The sequence below is a fragment of the Enterococcus malodoratus genome, from assembly GCF_027659535.1.
In the GTDB taxonomy this organism is placed as follows: Bacteria; Bacillota; Bacilli; order Lactobacillales; family Enterococcaceae; genus Enterococcus_A; species Enterococcus_A malodoratus.
On the sequence record NZ_JAQDPG010000008.1, the window covers coordinates 52,053 to 76,148 of the forward strand.

At 39.6% G+C, this 24,096-nt stretch carries 28 protein-coding genes; 3 read left to right on the forward strand and 25 right to left on the reverse strand.

Annotated features, from left to right (window positions below):
• Window positions 1-223: 223 nt before the first annotated feature.
• From thrS to PGP85_RS13710, 3 genes are all read right to left on the reverse strand, one after another.
• Window positions 224-2,161 carry a threonine--tRNA ligase gene (gene thrS / locus PGP85_RS13700; RefSeq protein ID WP_010740372.1) on the reverse strand — a complete coding sequence of 646 codons (1,938 nt, stop codon included), beginning with the start codon at window positions 2,159-2,161 and terminating at the stop codon, window positions 224-226.
• A gap of 317 nt (window positions 2,162-2,478) precedes the next feature.
• On the reverse strand, window positions 2,479-2,655 hold the full coding sequence (locus tag PGP85_RS13705) for a 2-hydroxymuconate tautomerase (protein ID WP_010740373.1): 177 nt from the start codon (window positions 2,653-2,655) through the stop codon (window positions 2,479-2,481).
• Window positions 2,656-2,736: 81 nt separating this feature from the next.
• Window positions 2,737-2,910 (reverse strand): KOW motif-containing protein, encoded by a 174-nt coding sequence (locus PGP85_RS13710; RefSeq protein ID WP_010740374.1) that lies wholly within the window; start codon window positions 2,908-2,910, stop codon window positions 2,737-2,739.
• A gap of 144 nt (window positions 2,911-3,054) precedes the next feature.
• Here PGP85_RS13710 and PGP85_RS13715 point away from each other — a divergent pair, with 144 nt between their 5' ends.
• The 3 genes from PGP85_RS13715 to helD all read left to right on the forward strand — a co-directional run bounded on the left by PGP85_RS13715 (window position 3,055) and on the right by helD (window position 6,822).
• Complete coding sequence (locus tag PGP85_RS13715) at window positions 3,055-3,465, forward strand: VOC family protein (protein ID WP_010740375.1); 411 nt, start codon at window positions 3,055-3,057, stop codon at window positions 3,463-3,465.
• A gap of 18 nt (window positions 3,466-3,483) precedes the next feature.
• Complete coding sequence (locus PGP85_RS13720; protein WP_010740376.1) at window positions 3,484-4,350, forward strand: VOC family protein; 867 nt, start codon at window positions 3,484-3,486, stop codon at window positions 4,348-4,350.
• A 189-nt stretch (window positions 4,351-4,539) separates the two neighbouring features.
• Entirely contained in the window at window positions 4,540-6,822 is a 2,283-nt protein-coding gene (gene helD / locus PGP85_RS13725; RefSeq protein ID WP_010740377.1) for an RNA polymerase recycling motor HelD, read from the forward strand.
• Window positions 6,823-6,962: 140 nt separating this feature from the next.
• Here helD and PGP85_RS13730 read toward each other — a convergent pair whose 3' ends face one another.
• From PGP85_RS13730 to PGP85_RS13835, 22 genes are all read right to left on the reverse strand, one after another.
• Window positions 6,963-7,682: a YebC/PmpR family DNA-binding transcriptional regulator gene (locus tag PGP85_RS13730; RefSeq protein WP_090402158.1), complete on the reverse strand. Its 720-nt coding sequence runs from the start codon at window positions 7,680-7,682 to the stop codon at window positions 6,963-6,965.
• A gap of 72 nt (window positions 7,683-7,754) precedes the next feature.
• Window positions 7,755-8,894: a nucleotidyltransferase gene (locus PGP85_RS13735; protein ID WP_270328046.1), complete on the reverse strand. Its 1,140-nt coding sequence runs from the start codon at window positions 8,892-8,894 to the stop codon at window positions 7,755-7,757.
• A 48-nt stretch (window positions 8,895-8,942) separates the two neighbouring features.
• Window positions 8,943-9,671, reverse strand: a complete 729-nt coding sequence (locus PGP85_RS13740; protein ID WP_270328048.1) for a class I SAM-dependent DNA methyltransferase — start codon at window positions 9,669-9,671, stop codon at window positions 8,943-8,945.
• Entirely contained in the window at window positions 9,671-10,027 is a 357-nt protein-coding gene (gene rsfS / locus PGP85_RS13745) for a ribosome silencing factor (RefSeq protein WP_279626087.1), read from the reverse strand. The genes PGP85_RS13740 and rsfS overlap by 1 nt, the downstream gene beginning before the upstream one ends.
• 119 nt (window positions 10,028-10,146) lie before the next feature.
• Complete coding sequence (gene yqeK, locus PGP85_RS13750) at window positions 10,147-10,743, reverse strand: bis(5'-nucleosyl)-tetraphosphatase (symmetrical) YqeK (RefSeq protein WP_010740382.1); 597 nt, start codon at window positions 10,741-10,743, stop codon at window positions 10,147-10,149.
• A complete protein-coding gene (locus PGP85_RS13755; RefSeq protein ID WP_270328187.1) occupies window positions 10,733-11,329 on the reverse strand; it encodes a nicotinate-nucleotide adenylyltransferase in 597 nt (198 codons plus the stop codon). Before PGP85_RS13755 ends, yqeK begins: the two co-directional genes overlap by 11 nt.
• Before the next feature lie 74 nt (window positions 11,330-11,403).
• A complete protein-coding gene (yhbY, locus tag PGP85_RS13760; protein WP_010740384.1) occupies window positions 11,404-11,715 on the reverse strand; it encodes a ribosome assembly RNA-binding protein YhbY in 312 nt (103 codons plus the stop codon).
• A gap of 35 nt (window positions 11,716-11,750) precedes the next feature.
• On the reverse strand, window positions 11,751-12,860 hold the full coding sequence (gene yqeH / locus PGP85_RS13765) for a ribosome biogenesis GTPase YqeH (RefSeq protein WP_090402149.1): 1,110 nt from the start codon (window positions 12,858-12,860) through the stop codon (window positions 11,751-11,753).
• Entirely contained in the window at window positions 12,861-13,385 is a 525-nt protein-coding gene (locus PGP85_RS13770; protein ID WP_010740386.1) for a YqeG family HAD IIIA-type phosphatase, read from the reverse strand. It abuts the gene before it with no gap.
• Between the two features lie 127 nt (window positions 13,386-13,512).
• Window positions 13,513-14,247: an amino acid ABC transporter ATP-binding protein gene (locus tag PGP85_RS13775; RefSeq protein WP_010740387.1), complete on the reverse strand. Its 735-nt coding sequence runs from the start codon at window positions 14,245-14,247 to the stop codon at window positions 13,513-13,515.
• A gap of 18 nt (window positions 14,248-14,265) precedes the next feature.
• Window positions 14,266-14,955: an amino acid ABC transporter permease gene (locus PGP85_RS13780; RefSeq protein WP_010740388.1), complete on the reverse strand. Its 690-nt coding sequence runs from the start codon at window positions 14,953-14,955 to the stop codon at window positions 14,266-14,268.
• 12 nt (window positions 14,956-14,967) lie between these two features.
• Window positions 14,968-15,807 carry a transporter substrate-binding domain-containing protein gene (locus PGP85_RS13785; protein WP_090402147.1) on the reverse strand — a complete coding sequence of 280 codons (840 nt, stop codon included), beginning with the start codon at window positions 15,805-15,807 and terminating at the stop codon, window positions 14,968-14,970.
• 153 nt (window positions 15,808-15,960) lie between these two features.
• A complete protein-coding gene (locus PGP85_RS13790; protein ID WP_178982019.1) occupies window positions 15,961-16,767 on the reverse strand; it encodes a transporter substrate-binding domain-containing protein in 807 nt (268 codons plus the stop codon).
• Window positions 16,768-16,903: 136 nt separating this feature from the next.
• Complete coding sequence (locus tag PGP85_RS13795) at window positions 16,904-17,689, reverse strand: acetyl-CoA carboxylase carboxyl transferase subunit alpha (protein WP_178982017.1); 786 nt, start codon at window positions 17,687-17,689, stop codon at window positions 16,904-16,906.
• Window positions 17,689-18,555: an acetyl-CoA carboxylase, carboxyltransferase subunit beta gene (gene accD, locus PGP85_RS13800; protein ID WP_270328056.1), complete on the reverse strand. Its 867-nt coding sequence runs from the start codon at window positions 18,553-18,555 to the stop codon at window positions 17,689-17,691. The genes PGP85_RS13795 and accD overlap by 1 nt, the downstream gene beginning before the upstream one ends.
• Before the next feature lie 11 nt (window positions 18,556-18,566).
• Window positions 18,567-19,931, reverse strand: coding sequence for an acetyl-CoA carboxylase biotin carboxylase subunit (locus PGP85_RS13805; RefSeq protein WP_270328058.1), 1,365 nt, complete (start codon window positions 19,929-19,931; stop codon window positions 18,567-18,569).
• Window positions 19,932-19,937: 6 nt separating this feature from the next.
• Window positions 19,938-20,360, reverse strand: a complete 423-nt coding sequence (gene fabZ / locus PGP85_RS13810) for a 3-hydroxyacyl-ACP dehydratase FabZ (RefSeq protein WP_270328060.1) — start codon at window positions 20,358-20,360, stop codon at window positions 19,938-19,940.
• A 15-nt stretch (window positions 20,361-20,375) separates the two neighbouring features.
• Window positions 20,376-20,852, reverse strand: coding sequence for an acetyl-CoA carboxylase biotin carboxyl carrier protein (gene accB / locus PGP85_RS13815; RefSeq protein ID WP_090402137.1), 477 nt, complete (start codon window positions 20,850-20,852; stop codon window positions 20,376-20,378).
• Window positions 20,853-20,855: 3 nt separating this feature from the next.
• A complete protein-coding gene (fabF, locus tag PGP85_RS13820; RefSeq protein WP_010740396.1) occupies window positions 20,856-22,082 on the reverse strand; it encodes a beta-ketoacyl-ACP synthase II in 1,227 nt (408 codons plus the stop codon).
• Window positions 22,083-22,099: 17 nt separating this feature from the next.
• Entirely contained in the window at window positions 22,100-22,831 is a 732-nt protein-coding gene (fabG, locus tag PGP85_RS13825) for a 3-oxoacyl-[acyl-carrier-protein] reductase (RefSeq protein ID WP_010740397.1), read from the reverse strand.
• Window positions 22,815-23,759 carry an ACP S-malonyltransferase gene (gene fabD, locus PGP85_RS13830; RefSeq protein WP_270328065.1) on the reverse strand — a complete coding sequence of 315 codons (945 nt, stop codon included), beginning with the start codon at window positions 23,757-23,759 and terminating at the stop codon, window positions 22,815-22,817. Before fabD ends, fabG begins: the two co-directional genes overlap by 17 nt.
• Before the next feature lie 64 nt (window positions 23,760-23,823).
• Window positions 23,824-24,051: an acyl carrier protein gene (locus tag PGP85_RS13835; protein WP_010740399.1), complete on the reverse strand. Its 228-nt coding sequence runs from the start codon at window positions 24,049-24,051 to the stop codon at window positions 23,824-23,826.
• Window positions 24,052-24,096 lie beyond the last annotated feature (45 nt).

The window sequence follows — 24,096 nt, forward strand, 5'->3', positions numbered from 1 at the left end:
AAACAATATTTTTTTGGACCATTTGATTTTTTTGCGTAAAATATGGATTCGTATCTAACGAAAAGATTCTATTCCGTGAAACATTCTATTTTACATTTCATTGTGGAAAACTTTAGAAATTTGAAAACAAGGTATTACGCATTTTCTTTAAAAAGTTTTCCACAAATGAATTGGGCGTCTGATTGACAAAAAAATCCGGTGAGCGAACCTCACCGGATTTTTCTTAGTTACGACTTAAGTTTTCGATATCATCCTTGATAGCATCGACAAACATATTCAAATCTTGAGCTTCTTGTTCTTCGCTACCATAACGGCGAACATTGACTGAAGCACTTTCGACTTCCTTATCTCCAATTACTAATAGGTAAGGAATTTTTTGAGTTTGTGCTTGGCGGATTTTGTAACCAAGTTTTTCATTACGATCATCTACCTCAACACGGACCCCTTCACGAACCAAACGATCTTTCACTTCATACGCATAATCGCCATGATGTTCTGGTGATACTGGTAAGATCGCTACTTGCTCTGGCGCTAACCAAGTTGGAAATGCACCTTTATATTGTTCAATCAAGTAAGCAGTAAATCGTTCCATTGTTGAAACAACACTGCGGTGAACAACGACTGGGCGATGATCTTTACCATCTTCGCCGACATAAGTCAGATCAAAACGTTCTGGTAATAAGAAATCAAATTGAATAGTAGATAACGTTTCTTCTGTTCCAATGGCAGTCAATACTTGAACGTCTAATTTTGGACCATAGAAAGCAGCTTCACCATCAGCCTCAAAGTAATCAAAACCTGATTCATCCATAACTTCTTTTAGGAGACCTTGAGAAGTTTCCCACATTTCGTCGTCATCGAAGTATTTCTCAGTATTTTCTGGATCACGGTAACTTAAACGGAAACGATAATCTTCGAAACCAAAGTCCTTATAAACTTCCAAAATCAAGTCTAAAGTACGACGGAATTCTTCTTTGATTTGATCTGGACGAACAAAGATATGCGCGTCATTCATTGTCATTTCACGAACCCGTTGCAATCCTGATAAAGCACCAGATTTTTCATAACGATGATCCATTCCAAGTTCAGCTAAGCGAATTGGCAGTTCACGGTATGAATGAATATGATTTTTATAAATCATCATGTGGTGTGGGCAGTTCATCGGACGTAAAACTAATGATTCTTCGCCATCACCCATGTCCATGATTGGGAACATGTCTTCTTTATAATGATCCCAGTGTCCAGAAGTTTTATATAAGCTAGTGTCAGCTAATACTGGAGTATATACATGTTCATAGCCCATTGAAATTTCTTTATCAACAATATAACGTTCGATTACACGACGGATTGTTGCACCTTTTGGCAACCAGAAAGGAAGTCCTGAACCAACTTCTGGCGATACCATGAATAAATCTAATTCTTTACCTAATTTACGATGGTCACGTTCTTTCGCTTCTTCACGCATTTTCAAGAAATGATCTAAATCTGCTTGATTGAAGAAAGCTGTTCCGTAAACTCGCTGCATCATTTTGTTATCAGAGTTTCCACGCCAATAGGCTCCAGCTACTGATAATAATTTAACAATTTTGATTTTGCCAGTTGATGGAACGTGAGGCCCACGACATAGATCAGTGAACTCACCTTGAGTATAAGCAGTGATCACTTCATCTTCTGGAAGGTCAGAAATCAATTCGACTTTATAAGGATCGTAGCTGAAGAAATCCAATGCTTCTTGACGACTCATGACTTTGCGTTCAATCGGCAAGTTTTCTTTGATGATTTTTTTCATTTCTTTTTCGATTGCTGGAAAATCTTCTTCACTGATTTGGTTTTCACCATTATCTGTATCATAGTAGAATCCTGACTCGATCGCTGGTCCTACACCAAAATGCATATTTGGAAATAAGCGGCGGATGGCTTGTGCCATCAAGTGTGCACTTGAATGACGAACAAGCGGCAAAGCTTCTTCATCTTGTTCAGTTACAATTCTTAATTCCGCATCTTCTTCGATTGCACGATCTAAATCTTCTAGCTCGCCGTTTACCACGACAGCCAGTGCTTTTTTGGCTAATGAACTAGAGATACTTTTTGCGATTTCTAAGCCTGTAACACCATTATCAAACTCTTTTGTTGATCCATCTGGAAATGAAATTTTTACCATCCTGTAGTTCCCCCTTATTAGTTTTGATTGATAAAAAAAGTCCTAGTACCGCATACGGTACTAGGACGAATAAACGTGGTTCCACCTAATCTTTGAGCAGAATTTCTGCCCCTCACAAGCGATAACGGCGCTGTCCGCCTCCGCATTTACGCAGAAGTCTCTGAAAGTGGTCATCACTTGCGCTTGTTTGGAAAAGTCTCAGCCTTGCTTTTCCTCTCTGGTAAACAGCCTTCAAGTTCAGGTGTCTTTCTTCATCAATCAATTACAAGGCTATTATAAACACTTATTGATTTGAAATGCAAGTATAATATAATTTATTATTTCCACTTGCCGCCTTGTGCATATTTCCCTTTTTGCATCTCATTGATGATAACATGAATATTCTCTTTTGGTGCTCCAACAGTACTTGAAACTGCCTTAGTTACCTCTTCTACCATTTTTGTTAATTGCTCTTCTGTTCTTCCTTCGACTAACTCAATGTGTACGAACGGCATTGTCAATCGCTCCTTTAATTCTATATTTTTGTCGCTTCATTTTATCATAATTCACAATAAAATGAAGGTAAAACTAATCTACTATTTTTCTGACCATAAAATAATTTCATCTGGCGAAAAATAGAGTTGCTGCTGACCATTGAAGCGGACTAAATATTTTTCTCGTTTCTTATCAAAAGAAACAATTATCCCATAAATCCCTTTGAAAGGTCCCGTATGTACGGTTACGCTCTCGCCCAGTTTAAATTTCTCCATTCATTGTCCCTCCGTTCCCAAAACTTACCCTAAGCATAATTAGTTCCTCTAAATACGTCAAAGATAATCACTTCTGCGAGTCAAAATGTTATTGATAGCCCTTTCTTCATGGTAAAGTAAGAGCATCAGAACGGAGGAAAACTAATGGATATTTATTTACATTTTAGCGATCAAGCGACAGAAGCAATTGCCTTTTACGAAACTGTATTCAAGACTGAGCCTGCCCAAATTATGACCTTTGGACAGATGCCTCACGACGAAGAACATCCTGTTGACGAAAATATTAAAAATTTAGTGATGAACTCTAACCTGAAAATTAATGACACGAATGTTATGATTTCTGATAGTCCGGAAGGCATGGCACCGCCAATAGTTGTTGGGAATAATGTCGCGCTGGTTTTTAATGCGAAAACTGCAGATGAAGCTTCAAATATTTTTCAGCAATTAGCGACGAACGGAACTATACTGCTTCCACTTGAAAAGACTTTTTGGGCAGACTTATACGGTATGGTCAAAGATCAATATGGCGTAAACTGGCACATCAATCTTTATTAATGAGAGGATGAACGAATCATGGAACAGCAATTTGGCTGTTGTCTCTGGTTTAATGGTCACTTGGCCGAAGCGGCTGACTTTTATTTAGAAATTTTCGAAGATAGTAAAAAAGAAAATGAAACCTACTTTATTACGGATGAGCATGGAAAAATTGGGGATTTGCTAACAATCACTTTGGAATTGGCTGGTTGTGAATTTCTTTTACTAAATGGAGGGGACACTTTCACACCTACACCTGCGATTTCTTATGTCGTAAATTGTGAGAATGAAGAGCAACTTAACCGTGTTTGGGAGCAATTGAATGCAGGTGGTGAAACATTGATGCCGTTAACAGACTATCCGGAATTAGGAAAATTTGGTTGGACAAACGATCGTTTTGGTTTTTCTTGGCAAGTTCGCTTAGGTGAAAGCTTACAAACGATTGTTCCCTGCATCATGTTTGCAAATGAAAACTACGGCATGGCTCAAGCTGCAATGGACGAATGGATCAACGCTTTCGGAGGAAAGCAGAATTTTGTAATTAAGGGGAAAGACGATCGCTTACGTGCGGCAGGTTTCCAACTTCGCGGTCACGATCTGATCATAATGGATAGTCCAGAAAAACACGATTTTGATTTTACAATGGGAAATTCCTTCTACTTCTACCTCAAGGATCAAGCAGATATTGATCAGGTTTGGGAGGCTATCACCGCTGACGGAAAAGAGTGGCCTTGCGGCTGGATGGAGGATCGTTATGGTGTTTACTGGCAAACGGTTAATAAGGAACTGCTCCAGATGACCACCGATCCTGATACAAAAAAGGCTCAACGTGCAACTCAGGAAATGTATAAAATGAAAAAAATTGATCTTGCTCAGATTCAACGAGCCCATGATGGCCTGATATAAACTATTTATGGAACAGAGTTGACTCTGTTCCTTTTTTGACGCGTGTATGTACTACTTTATACTAGCGTCAATTCGAGCAGCCTGGTAAGTAAATTCCCCTTAAATTCAGCTTTTTGCTTCTCCCCTTCTTTGTATGCTATACTATTATGCTGTTATAAACAGTTGATGGAAAACAAAGGGGGATGCTCAATGAACGCGAGAGAATACGAACAAGAGCACGTCCAACAGACAAGCGCATTGATCCAACAGGAAATTGCTTTTTTGGACAGTCAAAAAAAAGAAACCAAATCAAAATTTGATACCGATATGCGAGAAAACGCCGGACAAAGAGTTCAAGGTGGTTCTTTCGAAGCTTTAGCGGAGACGATGGCAGATACACGACAACATGAGGCTGATTTGCTTTTACGCTATCAAACATTTGCCTCGCAGGAAAAGCGCCAAAAAGCTTTGCGGCTTATGAAAGAAAATCCTTATTTTGCGAGGATTGATTTTAAAGAAGATCAAGAAGCAGAAACGCTTTATCTAGGAATCGCATCATTACGAGACACGCATGAAGAAACGGTCGTAATTGACTGGCGGGCACCAATTGCCAATCTCTATTACGAAGGCACCTTAGGACAAACACAATATGAAGCCCATGACGCCATTATTCCTATCGAATTATTACTAAAACGTCAATTTAAGATTCGAGAAGGACAAATGCTGTCAATGGTAGATACATCCGAGGCTATCAATGATGATTTTCTATTGGAAATTTTAGACGAAGCTTCTTCAAATCATATGAAGAACATCGTAGCAACAATCCAACGTTCACAAAATGAGATCATCCGTGATACAAAAAGTAAAGTTTTAGTAGTGGAAGGAATTGCCGGCAGCGGAAAAACTTCCGCGTTGCTGCAGCGTGTTGCCTACCTGCTGTATCACAATCGGAAATGGTTAGACAACGAGCAAGTTCTGCTATTTTCTCCTAACCACATTTTTTCAGATTACATCTCAACTGTTTTACCTTCGCTAGGTGAAAGCGGGATACCCACGGAAACGTTCAAAACTTTTTTAAGTGCCCTATTGCCTTCTTATCAGATTCACACCGAAGACAGCCACGAAGAAGTCTTTCTTTCTGGACAAGACGACCGGGTATTGCGAGCAAAAAGCAGTTATGCAATCGTACAAGAATTGTATAAATATGTCGACCGAATCGCCGATTTAGGTCCGTTGTTCCGTGATCTCAAATTGAAACAGGATGTATTAATTTCGAAGAAACAAATTCGGAATTGGTATCAAGAGGCCAACCCTGAACTGCCAATGTATCAACGAATGCAGTTATTGCAAACAAAACTTTTAAAGAAATTAGGCGGATTAGAAAAGGACGAAATGAAAAAAGATTGGGTTAAAAAGGCAGCCGATGAGTTAGTCGATGCTCTGTTTATCAACAATCCTGATATGGAAGATTCAGAAAAAGCCGAACGTCGTTTGCGTCGTCAAATGGCACAAAAGGTCGTTCGTAAAAAATTACGCCCTATTCGCAGACAAATCAATCGATTTGGTTTCGTTAATTACGCTAAACAATACCTGCATTTTTTACAAAATGTACCGAATCAATTGTTGTCACACTACCAGCTAACCGATCAAAATTGGAAACTGATGCTTGAAGAATTATTGAATGATTTTAAGCGGAAGGATATCAGCCTAGAAGATGGTACTTTGATGTTTCTTTTAATGAAATCTATTCATCCGCTAGATGTTAAACAAAAAGCTCGTTTCATTTTTATCGATGAGATGCAAGACTTCTCACCAGCACAAGTAGCATTGTTGCGTCATTTATATCCCAAAGCAACCTATACGCTTTGCGGCGACTTAAACCAGAAGGTCTTCGGCAATGAGAGTATGGTTCATTCTTTGGAACAAATTTTTCCTGATCAGGCATTAACTCATTTCGAGTTGACGACCAGCTATCGTTCAACAGAAGAGATCACTAACTTTGCCAACCAATTCCTGACTCAAGAAAATCGTGTTGAGCTGACTGCCCGAGTTGGTGACCTGCCAAAAGTTTATTATACAAATGAATCGAGCCAAATGATTGAAGGGCTCATTCACCAGATCGAAGAAACTGCCGAGATGGCTAAATACTGGCGGACAGCTATTATCGCTAAAACCGTCGAAGAATGTCAGGCACTTTATGATCAATTGACACCTAGTCAAAGGGACCAAGTGCAATTATTGACAGATGAGGAAGACTTCATGAAAAAGAGTCTGATCATCATTCCAACCTATTTGGCCAAAGGATTAGAATTTGACCGTGTTTTCGCTTGGAACATTTCACCTGAAAATTATCACAGTGAACAAGACAAATTAATTCTTTATACCGTGTGCACCCGCGCGATGCATGAACTAAACCTATTAGTTATTGGTAATCGAAGTCCTTTATTGGAAACTATTCCTGAAAGTCTCTATGTTCAGACAACGTTAGATTAAAAAAAGTCGAAATCCTTAGTGGGATTTCGACTTTTTGATTAACTATTAGATATAATACTTATTTAGAAAGAAATCGGTCTTCATAGCGATAATTATCCATTAAAGATACTTCAAAAATGATTCTTTCTGACCTTACTAAATTATTCGTCTATTTCAACATTGTGATAAACTTGTTGAACATCTTCCAGTTCATCCAAAACATCAATCATTTTTTCGAACTTTTCTAAGTCTTCTCCGGTTAATTCCACTTCATTTTGCGGAATCATCTGCATTTCAGCAACAGAAAATTCTGTAATGCCTTTTTCTTTCAACGCTTCTTGAATCGCATTGAAGTCTTCGGGTTCGCCATAAACGATGATTTGACCGTCTTCATCAACTACATCTCGTACGTCAATATCTTTGTCCATCAAGTATTCTAAAACGTCATCAACATCTTCACCAGCAAAACCAAATAGTGCCGTATTATCGAACATATAAGCAACCGCGCCAGAAACACCCATGTTTCCGCCGTTTTTACCAAAAGCAGCCCGAACATCTGAAGCTGTCCGGTTTACGTTATTCGTCAAAGCATCCACGATCACCATTGAACCATTTGGACCAAATCCTTCATAACGCAGCTCTTGGAAAGTTTCATCGCCAGAGCCTTTAGCCTTTTCAATTGCTCGATCAATAATATGCTTTGGAACATTATACGTTTTTGCACGTTCAATAACGAAACGCAGCTTTTGGTTGGCATGCGGATCAGGATCACCTGATTTTGCTGCCGCATAAATCTCAATTCCAAATTTAGCGTATATTTTACTATTATTTGCATCTTTCGCAGTCTTCTTAGCTACGATATTCGCCCATTTACGTCCCATGTTTTCACTTCTCTTTCGTTAATTTCATACTTTCTCATTATAACGACTCGCTTGTACTTTGCAAAGTATTTTTTATATGCGAATTGGAAAACGTCCAATTGTCTGCTCTCGAGGATGAGCCAATTGATAGACCTGATCCGCACGATAGGTTAAGAAATGCTTTTCTTTCTCCTTTTGCCCGATTTTTGCGGCGACAGGTAAAGTAAACAGCTTTTTCTTTTTATTCAAGTAGGCTTGCCCCTTTTCTGTGAACCCCAGAATATGAAGCATCGAATTTGCTTGTTCAGCCTTTATTTCTGCTTCCTTTACCTGTAGTAGAACATACGTCAACAGACGTTGCAATCGCGGTTGCGTATAGCGTTTAGTACTGATAAGCTGCATGAACTCTGTAAAATTGTCGGCCTCTTTTTCCACCAAGCGGTGCTCCAGGCCTTCTTTCATTTGATAAATCCCCCGAAGACTGGTCAAAGAATTAGCCCGTAATTGATAATTCAAATACGGCCAAAATGCGGCCCATGAAATCTGCGTATCTTTTAATTCTTTTAATGTCGTTTGGGGAACAAAAGCGGAAACATCCTCATCAGCAAAAACCGCTTGACGAATTCCAGTCGCACTGGCAAATCGATCAACAATCAGCGATTCATCATGATAACCCTGATCTTTTCTGAGTAACGGAAAAATTTCCATTGGATCTTCGTATAGGGCATTTTCTTTCGCATAACTTAACCCTAAAATATGATTGGGAGGAAAATTTTGTGCATTTGGGTACAATTGTGAAACAACTTCAGCCATTTTTTCTGGGTAACTCCAACCAATTGGCAATTCATGAAAAAGTTTATCAATCGATTCCTTTTCCTTAACAAAAAAACTGCCATAATCAGCATAATCAAATGAGTTCTCGCTCTCAGTGCCAAAGCACAGCGCATCACATTTCAATGCTTGTAATAGTGCGATGCTTCCTTTGGCAAAATAATCCGCAGATTGCACTGCCCAAGCAAATGGCAATTCTACGACAAGGTCCACACCATTTTCCAAAGCCGCCTTAGCTCGTGCCCACTTATCAATAATTGCTGGTTCTCCTCGTTGTAGAAAATTACCGCTCATAACTGCCACAACTACATCTGCATTGCTCAACTCACGTGCCTTTTGCGCATGATAACGGTGACCGTTATGAAATGGATTATATTCCACGACAATGCCGCAACTTCGCATCCAATCGCTCCTTTCTATCAGCATTAAAAAAACCGAGATCGCTCTCGGTTATTTCTTACAAACAAAAAACCAACGTTTACTTGTTTCATGAGGCACTTCATCAACGAAGTCTGCAAAAACCTCAACTTTGAAACCAGACTGCATCAGCAATTTTTTATAGGTTTCCAACGAATACGTTCGTTCTTTATGAAGTTCATCAAACCGCTCAAAAATTTCGCCCTCTTTTTTGACAAAAAAAGTTAAAAAGTGTTCAATACTATGTACTGATTCACCGGGATAACTATCCCAAAGAAAAGCGAAATCTTCCGTTTGATCGTGAAAACTATAGTCTGGAAAAACTTTGTCTATTTGATAGGTCGAATGAACATCAAAAATGAATGTCCCTGACTCTTCTAATAACTGGTAAACACCTTCAAAAACTTGCTGAACCTGTGCAGCATTCTGCATATAACATAGTGAGTCAGAAAAACAAGTTACGGCTTGATACGTGCCGATATCTGTAAGATCCAGCATATCTCCGGCAAGCCAATTAATCGAGACCTCTTCTTCAAGCGCACGATCATTAGCTAGCGTCAGCATTTCTTCCGATAAATCTAACCCTGTCACCTCAAAACCTGCTTTAGCAAACTCTACAGCCAATGCTCCAGTCCCACAAGCTAGTTCCAAAATTTGATTTGTCTTCTTTGGCAGATGATTTAATGTAAAATCCATCCACTGCTGATATAAAGTATCATCCATTACTTCGTCGTAGACAAAGGCAAATGTTTCATAAGCCATTAGTCTATCCAAGCCTCAATGTTCTCAAGTGGTGCATCCGACCATAATTTTTCTAAATTATAAAATTCGCGTTCAGAAGTACTAAAAACATGGACGATCAAATCGCCTAAGTCGATCAAGACCCATTTTCCGCCGTCTTTACCTTCCACACGTTTAACTTTGACTTGCGCTTCTTCTTCCTTATCCATGATCTCGTCAACAATCGCATTGATTTGACGATCAGAATTTGCTGAACAAATCATGAAATAATCCGCCAATAATGAGACTTGCGAGACATTCAATGCCACGATATCAACCGCTCTTTTCGAATCGGCTGCCTTGACGGCTATTTCTAACATTTTTTTACTATCTATGATAATTCTCCTCCTTATTCATATGAACGTATAACATTTTCTAAAAATCTTTTGATGTCTAGATTATATCTTAAAAAGATTGATTCAATCAAAAACTTCAACAAATAGAGACAGTGCTTTTTTTACTTCATGCCAGCAACCCAACGATTATACGTCTCAATCGTTTTTGGATAAACTGGTTTTTCAGCCTCGATCAAATGGGTCAGCGTATGCTTCGTTTCAAAAGCAACAGCCTGATTTAAATCGCTAAAAGCAATTACACGCGCATCTTCAACACCAGGGAAATCTCTGCCCGGTTCAATATAATCTGCTACGTAAATGATTTTATCCAACAACGACATCTCAGCCGCACCTGTGGTATGCAATCGAATAGCATTTAAAATTGCTTCATCGGTGATACCCAACTCGCGAGCAACAAAATCAGCTCCGACTAATCCGTGCCAAATGGCATTGCCAAATTTTATCAGCTCTTTTTTATCTTCGTAGTCACCTTGCTCAATCGCCAATTGAAATTCTTCATCAGAACGTTCCTTTGCATAATCATGGGTCAAGGCAGCAATACTTGCTTTTTCAGGTGACTCACCAAAACGCTCAGCCAAGGCAACCGCTGTTTCTTCAACACCGAGCACATGCGTGAAACGCCGCTCACTCATTCGCATTTGAACAGCTTGCATCAACGCTTCGCGATTCATCGCTGAATAATTGTCACTATAATTCATTAAGATACAATCCTTCTTCCGTGATATACTCTCGCACCCGATCTGGTACAAGATAGCGAATTGAACAACCTTGTTTGACTTGTTGCCGAATGTAAGAAGACGATAACTGAATTTCAGGGACGTCTACCCAAATAATCGGATAAGAGCTTTCTGTAGCATAACCTGCGCGTTTTACTCCAACAAAGTTAACGAGACAAACTAGCTCATCAATTCTATGCCATTTGGGTAGATAGGCTACTTCATCGCCGCCAATAATAAAGTAATATTCCGTATCAGGATTTTCTGCAGTCATTTCCAACATTGTATCGACTGTAAAACTTTTTCCTTTACGAGTGAGCTCTCTTGTATCGACTGACAAAAAAGAATTGTCCTCAATCGCCCGCTGAACCATCGCCAATCGGTGCTTACTGTCAATGGTTTTTTTCTCATCTACATGAGGTGGTAAATAACTCGGCAACAGATGCACTTCATCAAATCCCATTTTTTGGCCGACCTGTTCCGCAATCATTAAGTGTGCGTGGTGAATCGGATTAAAATTCCCACCTAACAGTCCAACCTGCTTTTTAGGCATCGTAGTATCTGTCATCGGTTTGACTTTTGGAATTGTTAAGACATCTTGGTACAAAAGTTATTCCTCCTCATTTTTTGATTGAAAGAAGCTTATATGCTTTGAACTTCTTTCGATATTTTTTGATACTTTTCTTTGCTGGAAGCCTTGTATAAAACCAAAACCCGGCCAATGATTTGAACGATCTCACAATTGACCTTCGCCTCTAACACATGAGCGACATCTTCAGCAATCTCATCAGTATTTTGCAATAAATTTACTTTGATTAATTCTCTTTTTTCCAATGCTTCAGCAATCTGAATGATTACCGCGTCATTGATCCCATTCTTCCCGATTTGGAAAATCGGTTGTAAATGATGCGCCTGACTGCGCAAGAAACGTTTTTGCTTTCCTCTTAATTCCATTAATGCTCCCCTTATCCTTATATGGATCTCTCTTTTTAGATTAGTGCTTTACGAGTCAAAACATCGACCCCTTTTGGTGCCCAACCGGCAACAACAGCCGGTTTTGTCACAGTAACCCAGCCCAACCCAGCGAAAACAATATCCGTTTTTTCTTTGATTGAAAACTCAAAGCGTGCCAAGTCTGGGAAATCTGCCACTTCATCTGGTCGCGGCGGTTGTAGCAAACCACCTACATGTTTTTGATAAAACTCATCGGCCTTCTCAAGCTTTGTACGATGAGGATCAATATCATTCGAAACATAAGTCACAAATGGCGCCCGATCCCCTTGAATAAAATCAAAACGAGCCAGTCCGCCCAAGAACAAGGTTTGTCCAGCATTCAGCTGATAAGTCTTGGGTTTGATCTCTTTATGCGGTGCAATGATTTTTAAATCTTTCTTTCCAAGGTAATGAGCCATTTGATGGCGATGAATAATCCCTGGTGTATCAAAAAGAAACTGTCCATCATCCAATGGAATTTCGATTTTATCTAAAGTCGTACCTGGAAACTGTGAAGTTGTAATTAAATCCTGCACACCAGCAGTTTGTTTGATAATTTGATTAATCAGTGTTGACTTACCAACATTAGTTACACCCACGACATAAACATCGCGGCCATTGCGATACTCTTCGATTTTTTCTAATAATTCAGCCATTTCGTTCGACTTTCTTGCACTAGTCAATAAAATATCGACTGGACGTAAGCCTTCTTCATGGGCGCGTTCTCGCATCCATTGGGTTAGTTTGCCTCTTTTTAGTGATTTTGGCAATAGATCAACTTTGTTACCCACTAATAGAACTGGATTGTCGCCAACAAAACGATGCAGCCCAGGGATCAAAGAACCATTAAAGTCGAAAATATCGACCACATTCACAATTAGAGCATCAGCTTTTCCTAACTCATTCAATAAGCGTAAGAAATCATCGTCTGTTAATGAAACATCTTGAATCTCATTATAATGACGTAGGCGGAAGCAGCGTTGACAATAAACTTCGCCATTTGCTAAGCCCTTTTCTAAAGCTGATTGCGGAGTATAACCCAATTCATTTGGATGTTCGGTTTGAATCTTTGCGCCACAACCAATACAAAATAATTCTTCTTCCATTTATAATTCACTCTTCCATTTCATCTCAGGATCTTTTTGCAACAAAATATGCATGACACGACGTTCAAAGAAACGATTGATCCGCGTATTCCAACCATCGGTATCAAGGATTGGACGCACAAGAATACTTCTAATACCAGCCGCACTTGCGCCGCGAATATCGGTCATTACTTGGTCGCCAATCATGACGATTTCATCTTTTGAAACACCTAATTGCTGCTGCGCGTTTTTGATTCCTACTGAGAAAGGTTTCATCGCCCGCGAGACAAAGTCTAATTGAAAACTCTCTAGCGCTTTAGCTACTCGACTGGCCTTATTATTTGAAACGACGACTACAGGGATTCCTGCCTTATCCATCATTTTTAACCAATCTATCAGCTCTTTCGTGCCATTTGGATTGTTCCAAGCGATTAACGTATTATCTAAATCCGTAAGGACCGCTTTGAATCCATGAGCCTTCAATTGTTCCGGGGTTATTTGATAAATGGCTTCGACCATCCACGTTGGTTTGAATTTATCTAGCATGGCAACTCCTATAACTTTTTTTATACTTCTACAAAACCTGATTATAACGCAATTTTTCTGAAAACTCTACATTTGACTACAAAGGTTTAAAAAAAGACTAGGCTTTCTCTGCCTAGTCTCATTACTTTTATAATACTTTTGATAAAAAATCAATGGTTCGAGAATTTTGTGTATGGTCGAATACCTCTTCAGGTGTTCCTTCTTCAACGATTACTCCACCATCCATGAAGATTACACGATCTCCAACCTCTTTTGCAAATCCCATCTCGTGCGTCACAATCATCATGGTCATACCCTCTTTAGCTAGTTGCTGCATAACTTGCAGCACGTCTCCGACCATTTCAGGATCAAGTGCTGATGTTGGTTCATCAAACAGCATAACATCAGGCTGCATCGCTAATGCACGAGCTATCGCGATACGTTGCTGTTGTCCTCCTGATAAAGAATGTGGATATGCATCGGCTTTTTCAGATAAACCCACTTTTTCTAATAGCTCTTTTGCAATTTTTTCCGCTTCAGGTTTTGACATCCCTTTTACCTTAATTGGCGATAAAGTGATGTTATCCAAAACAGTCATATTAGGGAATAAATTAAATTGTTGAAAAACCATTCCCATTTTTTCTCTTGTTTTAAAAATGTCGTTCTTTTTATCTGTAATATCTGTACCTTCAAACTTGATTATGCCGGAGGTCGGCACCTCTAAAAGATTCACACAGCGTAAAAAGGTACTTTTTCCTGAGCCCGAAGGTCCAATAATTACAACTACTTCCCCAGGAGTAATTTCAGCAGATATATCCTTCAGGACTTCGTTATCACCAAATTTTTTATTTAAGTGTTCAATTTGAATCAATGCTTCTGTCATTATTTCCCACCTCTATTCTTATCTTTGATAGCCTTTTCCGAGTTTTTTCTCCCATAAGTTAAGCAGACGCGAGGTGACGAAAGTCATCACAAAATAAAGCGCTGCTGCCACAAAATAGGGCTCCAAAGGAATATAAGAATTTGAAATAACGATTTGGGCAGACCCCATCAATTCATTGATCCCGATCGCAGTCAATAATGATGAGTCTTTGATCAGTGTGATAAATTCATTCCCTAATGGCGGTAAAATATTTCTTAATGCTTGAGGCAAAATGACATATCGCATCGTTTGCGCCGGACGCAAACCTAGCGAATGCGCTGCTTCTGTTTGACCGTAGTTCACTGCCGTAATACCGCCACGAATAATTTCGGCAACATAGGCGCCTGAGTTCAATGATAAAACAATCATCCCTGGAATCAAACGTCCAAGATCAACGGTTAACACCCCAACCTCCAAATCTTTAGAAGGAAAGAAGCCTTGTAAAACTAAGAAACCAATCATAATTTGTAACAACATCGGAGTACCGCGAAGTACTTCGATGTAAATATTAGCCAACCAATTTAACGGTTTGTGTTTAGAAAGTTTTAAAAGAGCCATTACTAACCCGATTAACGTTCCTAACACAACTGTAACGAGTGAAATAATTACCGTGATACCAGCACCTGAGGCAAAATAAGATAAGTATTTATCTAAAAATGAAAAGTTCAATGCTCTGACCCTCTATTCTGCTGATTTTTCTGCTAACTCATGATTTTGTTTGACGTATTCATCAATCTTGCCTTCATCGTTTAATTTCTTGATGATTTTGTTCAATTCTGTTTGTAGTTTGTCACTGCCCTTTGGCAAAGCGATTGCGAAAGCTTCATCCTTTGATGGTTTCAAATCGATGTTTGCAATCATCAGGTCAGGATTTTGTTGGACATATGATTCAGCAATTGTCTTTTCAACAACCATTGCATCTAATGATCCGCTATTTACTTCGACTACCATATTTGGTACTTTTTCGATAGAAACAAGTTTGGCATCTTTGATTTGTGACTTAACGATGTCTTCTTGAATCGAACCTTTTTGGGCTCCGACTTGTTTGTCTTTTAAAGATGATAGATCCGTCAGTTTATCTTGATTTTTTTTGTTAATAATCAATACTTGTGGCGGATTGTAATAATTGTCTGTAAAGTTGAATTGTTCTTTACGTTCCTTAGTTGCTGAAATCGCCGAAATCGCGATATCTGATTTGCCTTCTTTTAATGATGCTAAAACTGTGTTGAAGCTCATATCAGATACTTCTGCTTTAACACCCAATTCTTTCGCAACCTCATTCACTAAATCAATATCGGCTCCGACTATTTTGTCTTTGCCGTCCACCATTGTATGGAATTCAAACGGCGCATAGTCAGCTGACGTTGCAACCTTTAAAACGCCCGCTTTTTTGATTGCTGCTAACTGATCTTCTGATTTTGCATTTGATGACGAATCGGAAGTTTTATCGTTGCCTCCGCCACATGCTGCTAAAGTAAATAATGCTACTAATGTCATAACTAAGCCGGTAATCTTTTTCATCCTGTTTCCTCCTAAATGTTGAATCTTTTTTTCAATGAATTTATTATAGCATGAAATTTTCATAAAACAAGCAAATTGATGTATAAATATTAAATGTTTTTTGAATATAAGTTTGTATAATGCATATATTCAGTCTTACTATGAATAAATATCTTATTCTCCACCTTGCTGTGCCAGTTCATTGTTTTCCTTGACCATTTTTTCAATGTCTCCTGCTTCTTTCATTTCCTTGATCTGCTTATCTAGTTCCTTGACTAACTTTTCATTTCCTTTTGGAACTGCGATACATAATGAATCTTCCTTCATACTTTTTAATGGAATGTTAGCAATCATCAGCTCCGGATTTTTATTTACATAGGCATCTGCTACTGTTTTCTCAACGACTAACCCGTCTAACGATCCATTTTTGACTTCTACAAAAATATTCGGTAATTTTTCAATCGATACTAATTTCGCATCCTTCATTTGTTCCTTTACAATGTTTTCTTGAATCGTCCCTTTTTGTGCGCCAACCTGTTTATCGGCAAAAGTATCAATAGCAGTAAATTTGTCCGCTTGCTGTTTATTGATAACAATTACCTGTGGCGATGTATAGTAATCCGTAGTAAAATCAAAACTCTTCTCCCGCTCACTCGTAACAGAAATGGCAGAAACTGCAACATCTGCTTTGCCTTCTTTTGCTGCTGCCAATACTGCATTAAAACTCATATCTATCCAGTCGACCTTCACACCCATTTTCTTCGCAATGGCTTCCATCATTTCAATATCAGCCCCAACAATCTTATCTTTTCCATCAATCGTTGTATGAAATCCAAATGGAGCATAATCCGGTGAAGTTGCCACTTTAATAACTCCATCCTTTTTAATCGTGTCTAATTTATCTGTTTCCTCTTTACTTCCACATGCGGCTAATACCAATAAAGTTAGAGCCGCCAAAACAACCTTCAATCCTTTTTTCATACATAACCCTCCAAAATCATTTTTAACAGTATAGCATATTATTTCAAAGAAACGACGTTTTTATGTATATTTATTTACATTTCCGGTTATGAACGTATAAAAAAAACGACAGCCTCAGCTGTCGTTGTTCATCGAATTAAAACTTACGAAAACGTTGATATCTTTTTTCGATCAGTTCTTCTTTAGAGTATTTTGATAATTCAGTGATTTTCTCAATCAAAGATTTCTTCATCATACGAATGATTTTATCTTCACTGAGCTTGTTGCCTTTTAAGGTTTCGGGAATCACGCGATCGATTACATCAAGTTCTAATAACTCAGCTGCGGTAATTTTCATTAACTCCGCCGCTTCATCGGCCCGTTTGCCATCTTTCCAAAGAATTGAGGCAAAACCCTCTGGTGATAGAATCGCATAAATACTGTATTCCATCATCCAAACTTCATCAGCCAAAGCCAACGCTAACGCTCCGCCGCTGCCGCCTTCACCAGTAACAATAGAAATGATCGGAACTTTCAGATCAGACATCTCTAAAAGGTTGCGGGCAATCGCCTCGCCTTCCCCACGCTCTTCCGCTTCAACACCACAAAAAGCGCCTGGCGTATTCACGAAACAAATTATCGGACGTTTAAACTTTTCTGCTTGCTTCATAAGTCGCAATGCTTTTCGATAGCCTTCAGGATTTGGTTGTCCAAAATTACGATCCATGTTTTCCTTAAGGTTTGCGCCCTTCTGTATCCCAATAACAGTGACTGGTTTGCCGGCTAATTCTGCGATACCACCTACGATTGCAGGATCATCACCAAATAAACGATCTCCATGAAATTCTTGGAATTCAGTAAAAATCTTTTCGAAATAATCCAGACTGGTCAACCGATCCTGATGTCTAGCTAGTTTTACGATTTCTCCAGCAGTTAGACTCATTATTCACACCAGCCTTTCTGTTGATGAAAAGCCAACAATTTTGTCAAACGATCACGCAAAGCCATTCTTGGAACAATTTGATCAATAAATCCATGTTGTAAAAGGAATTCTGCTTTTTGAAAATCATCTGGTAATTGTTGACGAATGGTTTGCTCGATCACTCTTCGACCAGCAAAACCAACTAAGGTTTGCGGCTCAGCTAAAATGATATCACCTTCCATCGCAAAGCTGGCAGTTACACCGCCAGTTGTAGGATCCGTTAAAACAGTGATATAAAGCAAACCGGCATTACTATGACGTTTGACCGCCGCTGAAATTTTTGCCATCTGCATCAGTGAGAAAATTCCCTCCTGCATCCGAGCACCGCCTGAGGCCGTAAATAGAACAACTGGTAATTTATCAACCGTTGCCTTTTCAAAAAGTCGAGTGATTTTTTCTCCAACGACCGTACCCATACTTCCCATAATGAAATTGGCATCCATTACGCCAATAGCAAAAGCTATATCATTAATCGTTGCCTTTCCTGTTAATACAGCTTCATCTAAACCAGTCTTTTCTTTGTTAGTATCGATTTTTGCTAAATAGTCAGGAAAATCGATTGGATTTTTCTGTTCTAATTGGTTATCCCAATCTGTAAAACTTTTTTCATCGATCGTTAACGCTAATCGTTCCCACGCACTAATACGGAAACTATAACCACAATGAGGACAAACCTTTTCGGCTCCGATTTCTTTTTTGTACAACGTCCGTTTGCAATTTGGGCATTTTGCCCACATATCATCAGGTACAGTTGGCTTCTTTGTCGGTAAACTATCGCGGTTAGGATTGATGCGAATGTAGTTTTTTTTCTTATTAAAAAGTCCCACCTAAATTCCTCCTACTCGCTCTGCTGCCACTCAGGTAAAAATGTTGTTTGTAAGAAACTTGTATCGTAATCTCCAAATAAAACGCTTGGATGACTAATCAAATCCATCTGGAACTCAACGTTTGTAATAACGCCAACAGAGACGAACTCACCTAACGCTCGCTGCATCTTCATCAAGGCATCAAAACGGTCTTCGCCATGAACAATAATCTTTGCAATCATTGAATCATAATACGGCGGGATTGTCACGCCGCTATACATAGCACTGTCAACTCGTAAGCCTAAACCGCCGCTAGGTAATAGCAGCGTCTTGATTTTACCTGGTGAAGGCGCAAAATTAAAGGCGGGATTTTCGGCATTAATTCGGCACTCAATCGAATGCCCTTTAAATTTAACGTCAGATTGCTTCAGGCCTAAAGGTTCACCCTCGGCAATTTTGATTTGTTTTTTAACAATATCGATGCCTGTAACCATCTCAGTGATTGGATGCTCCACTTGAATACGGGTATTCATTTCCATAAAATAGAAACTTCCATCCTCGTCACGTAAAAATTCAATCGTTCCGGCACTTTCATAATTCACAGCTTTTCCGGCTTTAACGGCAATATCGCCCAACATTTTACGGGTTTCTTCACCGATCACGACAGAAGGTGCTTCTTCTAAAACCTTTTGATTGTTCCGTTGCAGCGAACAATCACGTTCACCTAAATGAATCACATTTCCATGCTGATCTCCAAGAATCTGAACTTCGATGTGGCGCGCTGGATAAATAATTTTTTCCATATACATCGCGTCATCACCAAAAGCAGCCTTAGCTTCTGATTTTGCAGATAAGAAATGCTTTTCAAGTTCACTCTTAGCGGGAACTTTACGAATTCCTTTTCCGCCACCGCCAGCTGCTGCTTTCAGCATTACTGGATAACCGATTTTATCAGCTAAAGCTTCTGCTTCTTCCAGTGTATCAATAGCGCCGTCACTCCCTGGAATTACGGGAACACCAGCTTCCTGCATTAATTGACGCGCGTGAATTTTATTTCCCATCGCATCGATAGTCTTTTCGCTGGGACCGATAAACTTAATATTGCATTCAGCACACATTGTCGCAAATAAACTATTTTCTGATAAGAAGCCAAAGCCAGGGTGAATGGCTTCAGCGTTGGTCACAATTGCAGCACTTAGAATTTCTTGCATATTCAAATAAGATTCGCTCGATCGAGCCGGCCCGATACAGATGGCTTCATCAGCCATCTCTGTGTGCAAGGCTTCTTTATCAGCTTCAGAATAGACCGCGACTGTTTGAATCCCTAATTCACGACAAGCACGAATGATCCGTACGGCGATTTCGCCACGGTTAGCGATCAAAATTTTCGAAAACATAGACATCTATCCAATCATAAAAGTTAGTTCTGCTTCAGCGACTTTTTTGCCATCAACATAAGCGATGCCTTTTCCGCAACCCGCTGAAGAACGAACTTTTGTTAATTCTACTTCTAAAACTAAAGTATCACCTGGTACAACTTTCTTACGGAATTTTGCCTTGTCGATACTGCCAAAATAAGCCGTTTTCCCTTTAAATTCTTCCATTGATAATAGGGCAACTGCACCTGCTTGAGCCATTGCTTCAACGATTAATACGCCAGGCATAACCGGTTCGTGAGGAAAATGTCCTTGGAAAAATGGTTCGTTAACAGAAACATTTTTCTTAGCTTTAATACTTTTTCCTGGTTCTAGTTCTTCCACGCGATCAATCAATAGCATTGGATAGCGATGCGGAATAATTTCTTTGATCTCTTCAATCGTTAACATTTATAAATCCTCCTATTAGCCGATACGGAACAATGGCTGTCCGTATTCCACAACATCTTCGTTTTCCACCAAGATTTCGGTGATTGTTCCGTCAAATTCACTGGTGATTTCGTTTAATAGCTTCATTGCTTCTATGATACATACAGTCTCGCCTTGCTTCACAGAATCACCTACAGATTTGTAGGCCGCTTGTTCTGGGGTTGGCTGTAAATATACAATACCCACAATTGGCGAAGTGATCACTTGACCCTCAGTGTTACTTGAGACAATTGGAGCTGCTTCTGTTTCCGAAGTCGCTGTTTGAGCCGCGGATGTTGTCGGTGCAACTGGTGCAGATTCTATCGCTTGTTCCGCTTGTACAGGTGCTGCTGTTTGACGGCTCGTCTGATTTTTATTCATATATAATTCGAAACTGCCTTCTCGCAAATCAAATTCGGTTAAGTTCGAATCATTAAATTGATGCAGCAGTTCTTTGACTTCGTTGATTTCCATTGGTTAATCCTCCCAGCGTTTTAAGCAGATCACAGCGTTGTGTCCACCAAAGCCTAGAGAATTACTTACCGCATAATTCACTGTCGTTTCTTTTGCTTCATTCACTACAACATTTGCTTTGATTTCTGGATCGACTTCTTTAATATTTGCGGTTGGCGGAATAAATTGATGTTGCAAAGCCATTAATGATGCAACGGCTTCTACACCACCAGCCCCACCTAATAAATGTCCGGTTAAGGATTTAGTACTGCTGACATAAGCATTCTCGGTCAATGCAGACTCGATTGCTTTACTTTCGGCCTTGTCATTCGCTTGAGTACTTGTTCCGTGAGCATTCACATAATTCACGTCAGCTGGTTCAATTCCAGCTTCTTTGATTGCTTCTTTAATTGCTCTCGCAGCGCCTTCGCCATCTGGTGATGGTGCCGTCATATGGTAAGCATCACAAGTCGCACCATAGCCAACAACTTCACCAAGAATATTCGCACCACGTTTTTGGGCATGTTCCAATGATTCCAAGACCAAGACTCCTGCACCCTCACCCATGACAAAACCATTGCGGTCCGTGTCAAATGGAATCGAAGCACGAGCTGGATCTTCTGAAGTACTTAAGGCTGTTAGTGCAGCGAAGCCAGAGATTCCGATCTTGTTGATACATGATTCCGCACCGCCCGCAATGATAACATCAGAATAACCATGTTTGATATTGCGGAAAGCTTCACCGATTGAATGGGTTCCGCTGGCACATGCGGTTACGGTACTCGTACAAATACCCTTTGCGCCAATACGCAAGGCAACGTTTCCTGCCGCCATATTTACGATTGCTAATGGGACGAACATTGGAGATACTCGAGCAGGACCCTTTGCGTCCATTTTTAGAACTTGATCTTGAATTGTTCCTAAGCCGCCAACACCTGATCCGATCATTACACCGAAGCGTTCCATATCTTCTTCTTCAGTATTGATACCGCTCATTTTTAGTGCTTCAAATGCAGAATAAATCGCGTACAGAGAATACGTCTCCATTCGTTTTGTATCTTTTTTGACAAAATATTTTTCCAAAGGGAAATCTTTGACTTCTGCTGCAATAGTAATACCTGTTTCGCTAGCATCAAATCGAGTGATTGGGCCAAATCCATGATTTCCTTCTTTTAAATTCTTTAAAAATGTTTCTTTATCATTACCAATTGGTGAGGCAACACCAAAGCCTGTAATTACGACACGATTCATTTTATTCCGTCCTTTCTTTACATGACCATTCCGCCATCAACGTTCAATACTTGACCGGTGATGTAACTATTTTGGGCTAAGAACAATGCGGCATTTGCCACATCCTCCACGCTGCCAAAACATTTTAGCGGAATTTGCCCTTCCATCTGTTCTTTAATTGTTTCATTCAGTTCATCTGTCATATCTGTTTTGATAAAGCCAGGAGCGATCGCATTGCAGGTAATCCCGCGCGGCGCGACTTCTCTTGCTACTGCCTTAGTAAATCCAATCACTCCAGCTTTACTCGCTGCGTAGTTGCTTTGACCGACATTCCCGATTAGGCCTACCACGCTGGAAAGATTGATAATGACACCCGCACGTTTTTTCATCATTTTTTTCAAAACTTGCTGGGTCATATTAAATGTTCCCTTCAAGTTGATATCCAAAACAGCATCAAAATCTTCAGGCTTCATACGTAGAAGTAATTGATCTTTGGTGATACCAGCGTTGTTGATCAAGATATCAATCGAACCTAAAGAATTTTCGCATTCTTTGATCATTTTTCCTGCATCATCAAACGAACTGATATCTCCGCAAATAGTTGTACATTTTACTCCAAAGGCTTCGATTTCAGCTATTTTATCCGCTGAGATTTCTTTTCGACCATTTAGGACGATATTGGCGCCGGCCTCAGCAAAAGCTTTAGCCATTCCCCAACCAATCCCGCGACTGCTGCCTGTAATAAAAACCGTTTTATTCGTTAGTTCCATTCGAACCTCCTAAAAAGCTGATTGTATCTGCCAACGTTTTTGCATCTTCAACTCGATTGGTCGTAAGTGCGCGATCAATTTTCTTAATAAAACCGGTCAACGTTTTTCCAGGGCCAATCTCGATCAATTGAGCAACACCTTGTTCCTTAAGTGTTAAAATGCTATCACTAAAGCGAACCGGCGACATTACTTGCTTAGTCAATAGAGCAACAATTTCATCTTGCGGCATGATTTCAGCAGTCGTATTTGAAATAACTGGCACTTGCATCTCGCCAAATGAGATTGTCTGTAACACTTCATTCAACCGTTTGCTTGCGGGTTTCAATAATGCTGTATGGAAAGGACCACTGACTTTCAAAGGTATCATGCGTTTTGTTCCGGCAGCTTGCAATAATTCTTCCGCTTTTTCAACTGCGGCAACTTCACCGCCAATTACGATTTGTTGCGGAGTATTATAGTTAGCTGGCGATACAATCCCTAATACTGAAGCTTGCTTGCAGCAATCCTCAATAATCTCTGCTGAGGTATTCATTACGGCCACCATTTTTCCGCTGCCAGTAGGCGCGGCTTCACTCATAAACTGGCCTCGCTTGTGAACAAGCTGTACCGCATCACTAAAAGTTAACGCACCTGAAACCACTAACGCTGTATACTCACCTAAACTTAATCCCGCTACGGCGTCAGCCTGAAATCCATTGGCTGTCAACACACGTAAAAAAGCCGTACTGACCGTTAAAATTGCTGGTTGAGTGTATTTTGTTTCGTTAAGCAAGTCATTTTCTTCGAAGCACAAGTCTTCCATAGAAAAACCAAGTAAATCGCTAGCTTCTTCAAACGTTTCTTTGACAATTTTCTCTTGCTGGTACAACTCTTTGCCCATTCCGACATATTGAGCGCCCTGCCCGCTGAACAAGAATGCTGTTTTCATGATCGTCTCCTAATAGCAGGAAAGGCCAGGCCTTACGCCTAGCCTTTTCCCGGAATTTTATTAATTAAGCGTTTTGTTGTTTTTCAACATATTCAACTAAATCTTTAACTGTTGTGATGCCGTCTTCTGTTTCGATTTTCACATCAAATTCGTCTTCGATTTCGTTGATGATTTGGAATAAGTCCAAACTATCCGCTTCAAGATCTTCTTGGATGTTTGTTTCCATTTTTACTGCTTCTTTCTCTACACCTAGTTCTTCTACGATAATGTCTTGGATTTTTTCGAATGTCATAAGTTGTTTCCTCCGATAATTTTAAGTTTTAGTTTTATATTTTTA

Coding starts and splice junctions, on each gene's coding strand:
- thrS (WP_010740372.1), bottom strand. CDS start 2,161: ATGGTAAAAATTTCATTTCCAGATGGATCAACAAAAGAGTTTGATAAT.
- PGP85_RS13705 (WP_010740373.1), bottom strand. CDS start 2,655: ATGCCGTTCGTACACATTGAGTTAGTCGAAGGAAGAACAGAAGAGCAA.
- PGP85_RS13710 (WP_010740374.1), bottom strand. CDS start 2,910: ATGGAGAAATTTAAACTGGGCGAGAGCGTAACCGTACATACGGGACCT.
- PGP85_RS13715 (WP_010740375.1), top strand. CDS start 3,055: ATGGATATTTATTTACATTTTAGCGATCAAGCGACAGAAGCAATTGCC.
- PGP85_RS13720 (WP_010740376.1), top strand. CDS start 3,484: ATGGAACAGCAATTTGGCTGTTGTCTCTGGTTTAATGGTCACTTGGCC.
- helD (WP_010740377.1), top strand. CDS start 4,540: ATGAACGCGAGAGAATACGAACAAGAGCACGTCCAACAGACAAGCGCA.
- PGP85_RS13730 (WP_090402158.1), bottom strand. CDS start 7,682: ATGGGACGTAAATGGGCGAATATCGTAGCTAAGAAGACTGCGAAAGAT.
- PGP85_RS13735 (WP_270328046.1), bottom strand. CDS start 8,894: ATGCGAAGTTGCGGCATTGTCGTGGAATATAATCCATTTCATAACGGT.
- PGP85_RS13740 (WP_270328048.1), bottom strand. CDS start 9,671: ATGGCTTATGAAACATTTGCCTTTGTCTACGACGAAGTAATGGATGAT.
- yqeK (WP_010740382.1), bottom strand. CDS start 10,743: ATGAATTATAGTGACAATTATTCAGCGATGAATCGCGAAGCGTTGATG.
- PGP85_RS13755 (WP_270328187.1), bottom strand. CDS start 11,329: ATGACAGATACTACGATGCCTAAAAAGCAGGTTGGACTGTTAGGTGGG.
- yhbY (WP_010740384.1), bottom strand. CDS start 11,715: ATGGAATTAAGAGGAAAGCAAAAACGTTTCTTGCGCAGTCAGGCGCAT.
- yqeH (WP_090402149.1), bottom strand. CDS start 12,860: ATGGAAGAAGAATTATTTTGTATTGGTTGTGGCGCAAAGATTCAAACC.
- PGP85_RS13770 (WP_010740386.1), bottom strand. CDS start 13,385: ATGCTAGATAAATTCAAACCAACGTGGATGGTCGAAGCCATTTATCAA.
- PGP85_RS13775 (WP_010740387.1), bottom strand. CDS start 14,247: ATGACAGAAGCATTGATTCAAATTGAACACTTAAATAAAAAATTTGGT.
- PGP85_RS13785 (WP_090402147.1), bottom strand. CDS start 15,807: ATGAAAAAGATTACCGGCTTAGTTATGACATTAGTAGCATTATTTACT.
- PGP85_RS13790 (WP_178982019.1), bottom strand. CDS start 16,767: ATGAAAAAAGGATTGAAGGTTGTTTTGGCGGCTCTAACTTTATTGGTA.
- PGP85_RS13795 (WP_178982017.1), bottom strand. CDS start 17,689: ATGAGTCTAACTGCTGGAGAAATCGTAAAACTAGCTAGACATCAGGAT.
- PGP85_RS13805 (WP_270328058.1), bottom strand. CDS start 19,931: ATGTTTTCGAAAATTTTGATCGCTAACCGTGGCGAAATCGCCGTACGG.
- fabZ (WP_270328060.1), bottom strand. CDS start 20,360: ATGTTAACGATTGAAGAGATCAAAGAAATTATTCCGCATCGCTATCCA.
- accB (WP_090402137.1), bottom strand. CDS start 20,852: ATGGAAATCAACGAAGTCAAAGAACTGCTGCATCAATTTAATGATTCG.
- fabF (WP_010740396.1), bottom strand. CDS start 22,082: ATGAATCGTGTCGTAATTACAGGCTTTGGTGTTGCCTCACCAATTGGT.
- fabG (WP_010740397.1), bottom strand. CDS start 22,831: ATGGAACTAACGAATAAAACGGTTTTTATTACAGGCAGCAGTCGCGGG.
- fabD (WP_270328065.1), bottom strand. CDS start 23,759: ATGAAAACAGCATTCTTGTTCAGCGGGCAGGGCGCTCAATATGTCGGA.
- PGP85_RS13835 (WP_010740399.1), bottom strand. CDS start 24,051: ATGACATTCGAAAAAATCCAAGACATTATCGTAGAAGAACTAGGTGTA.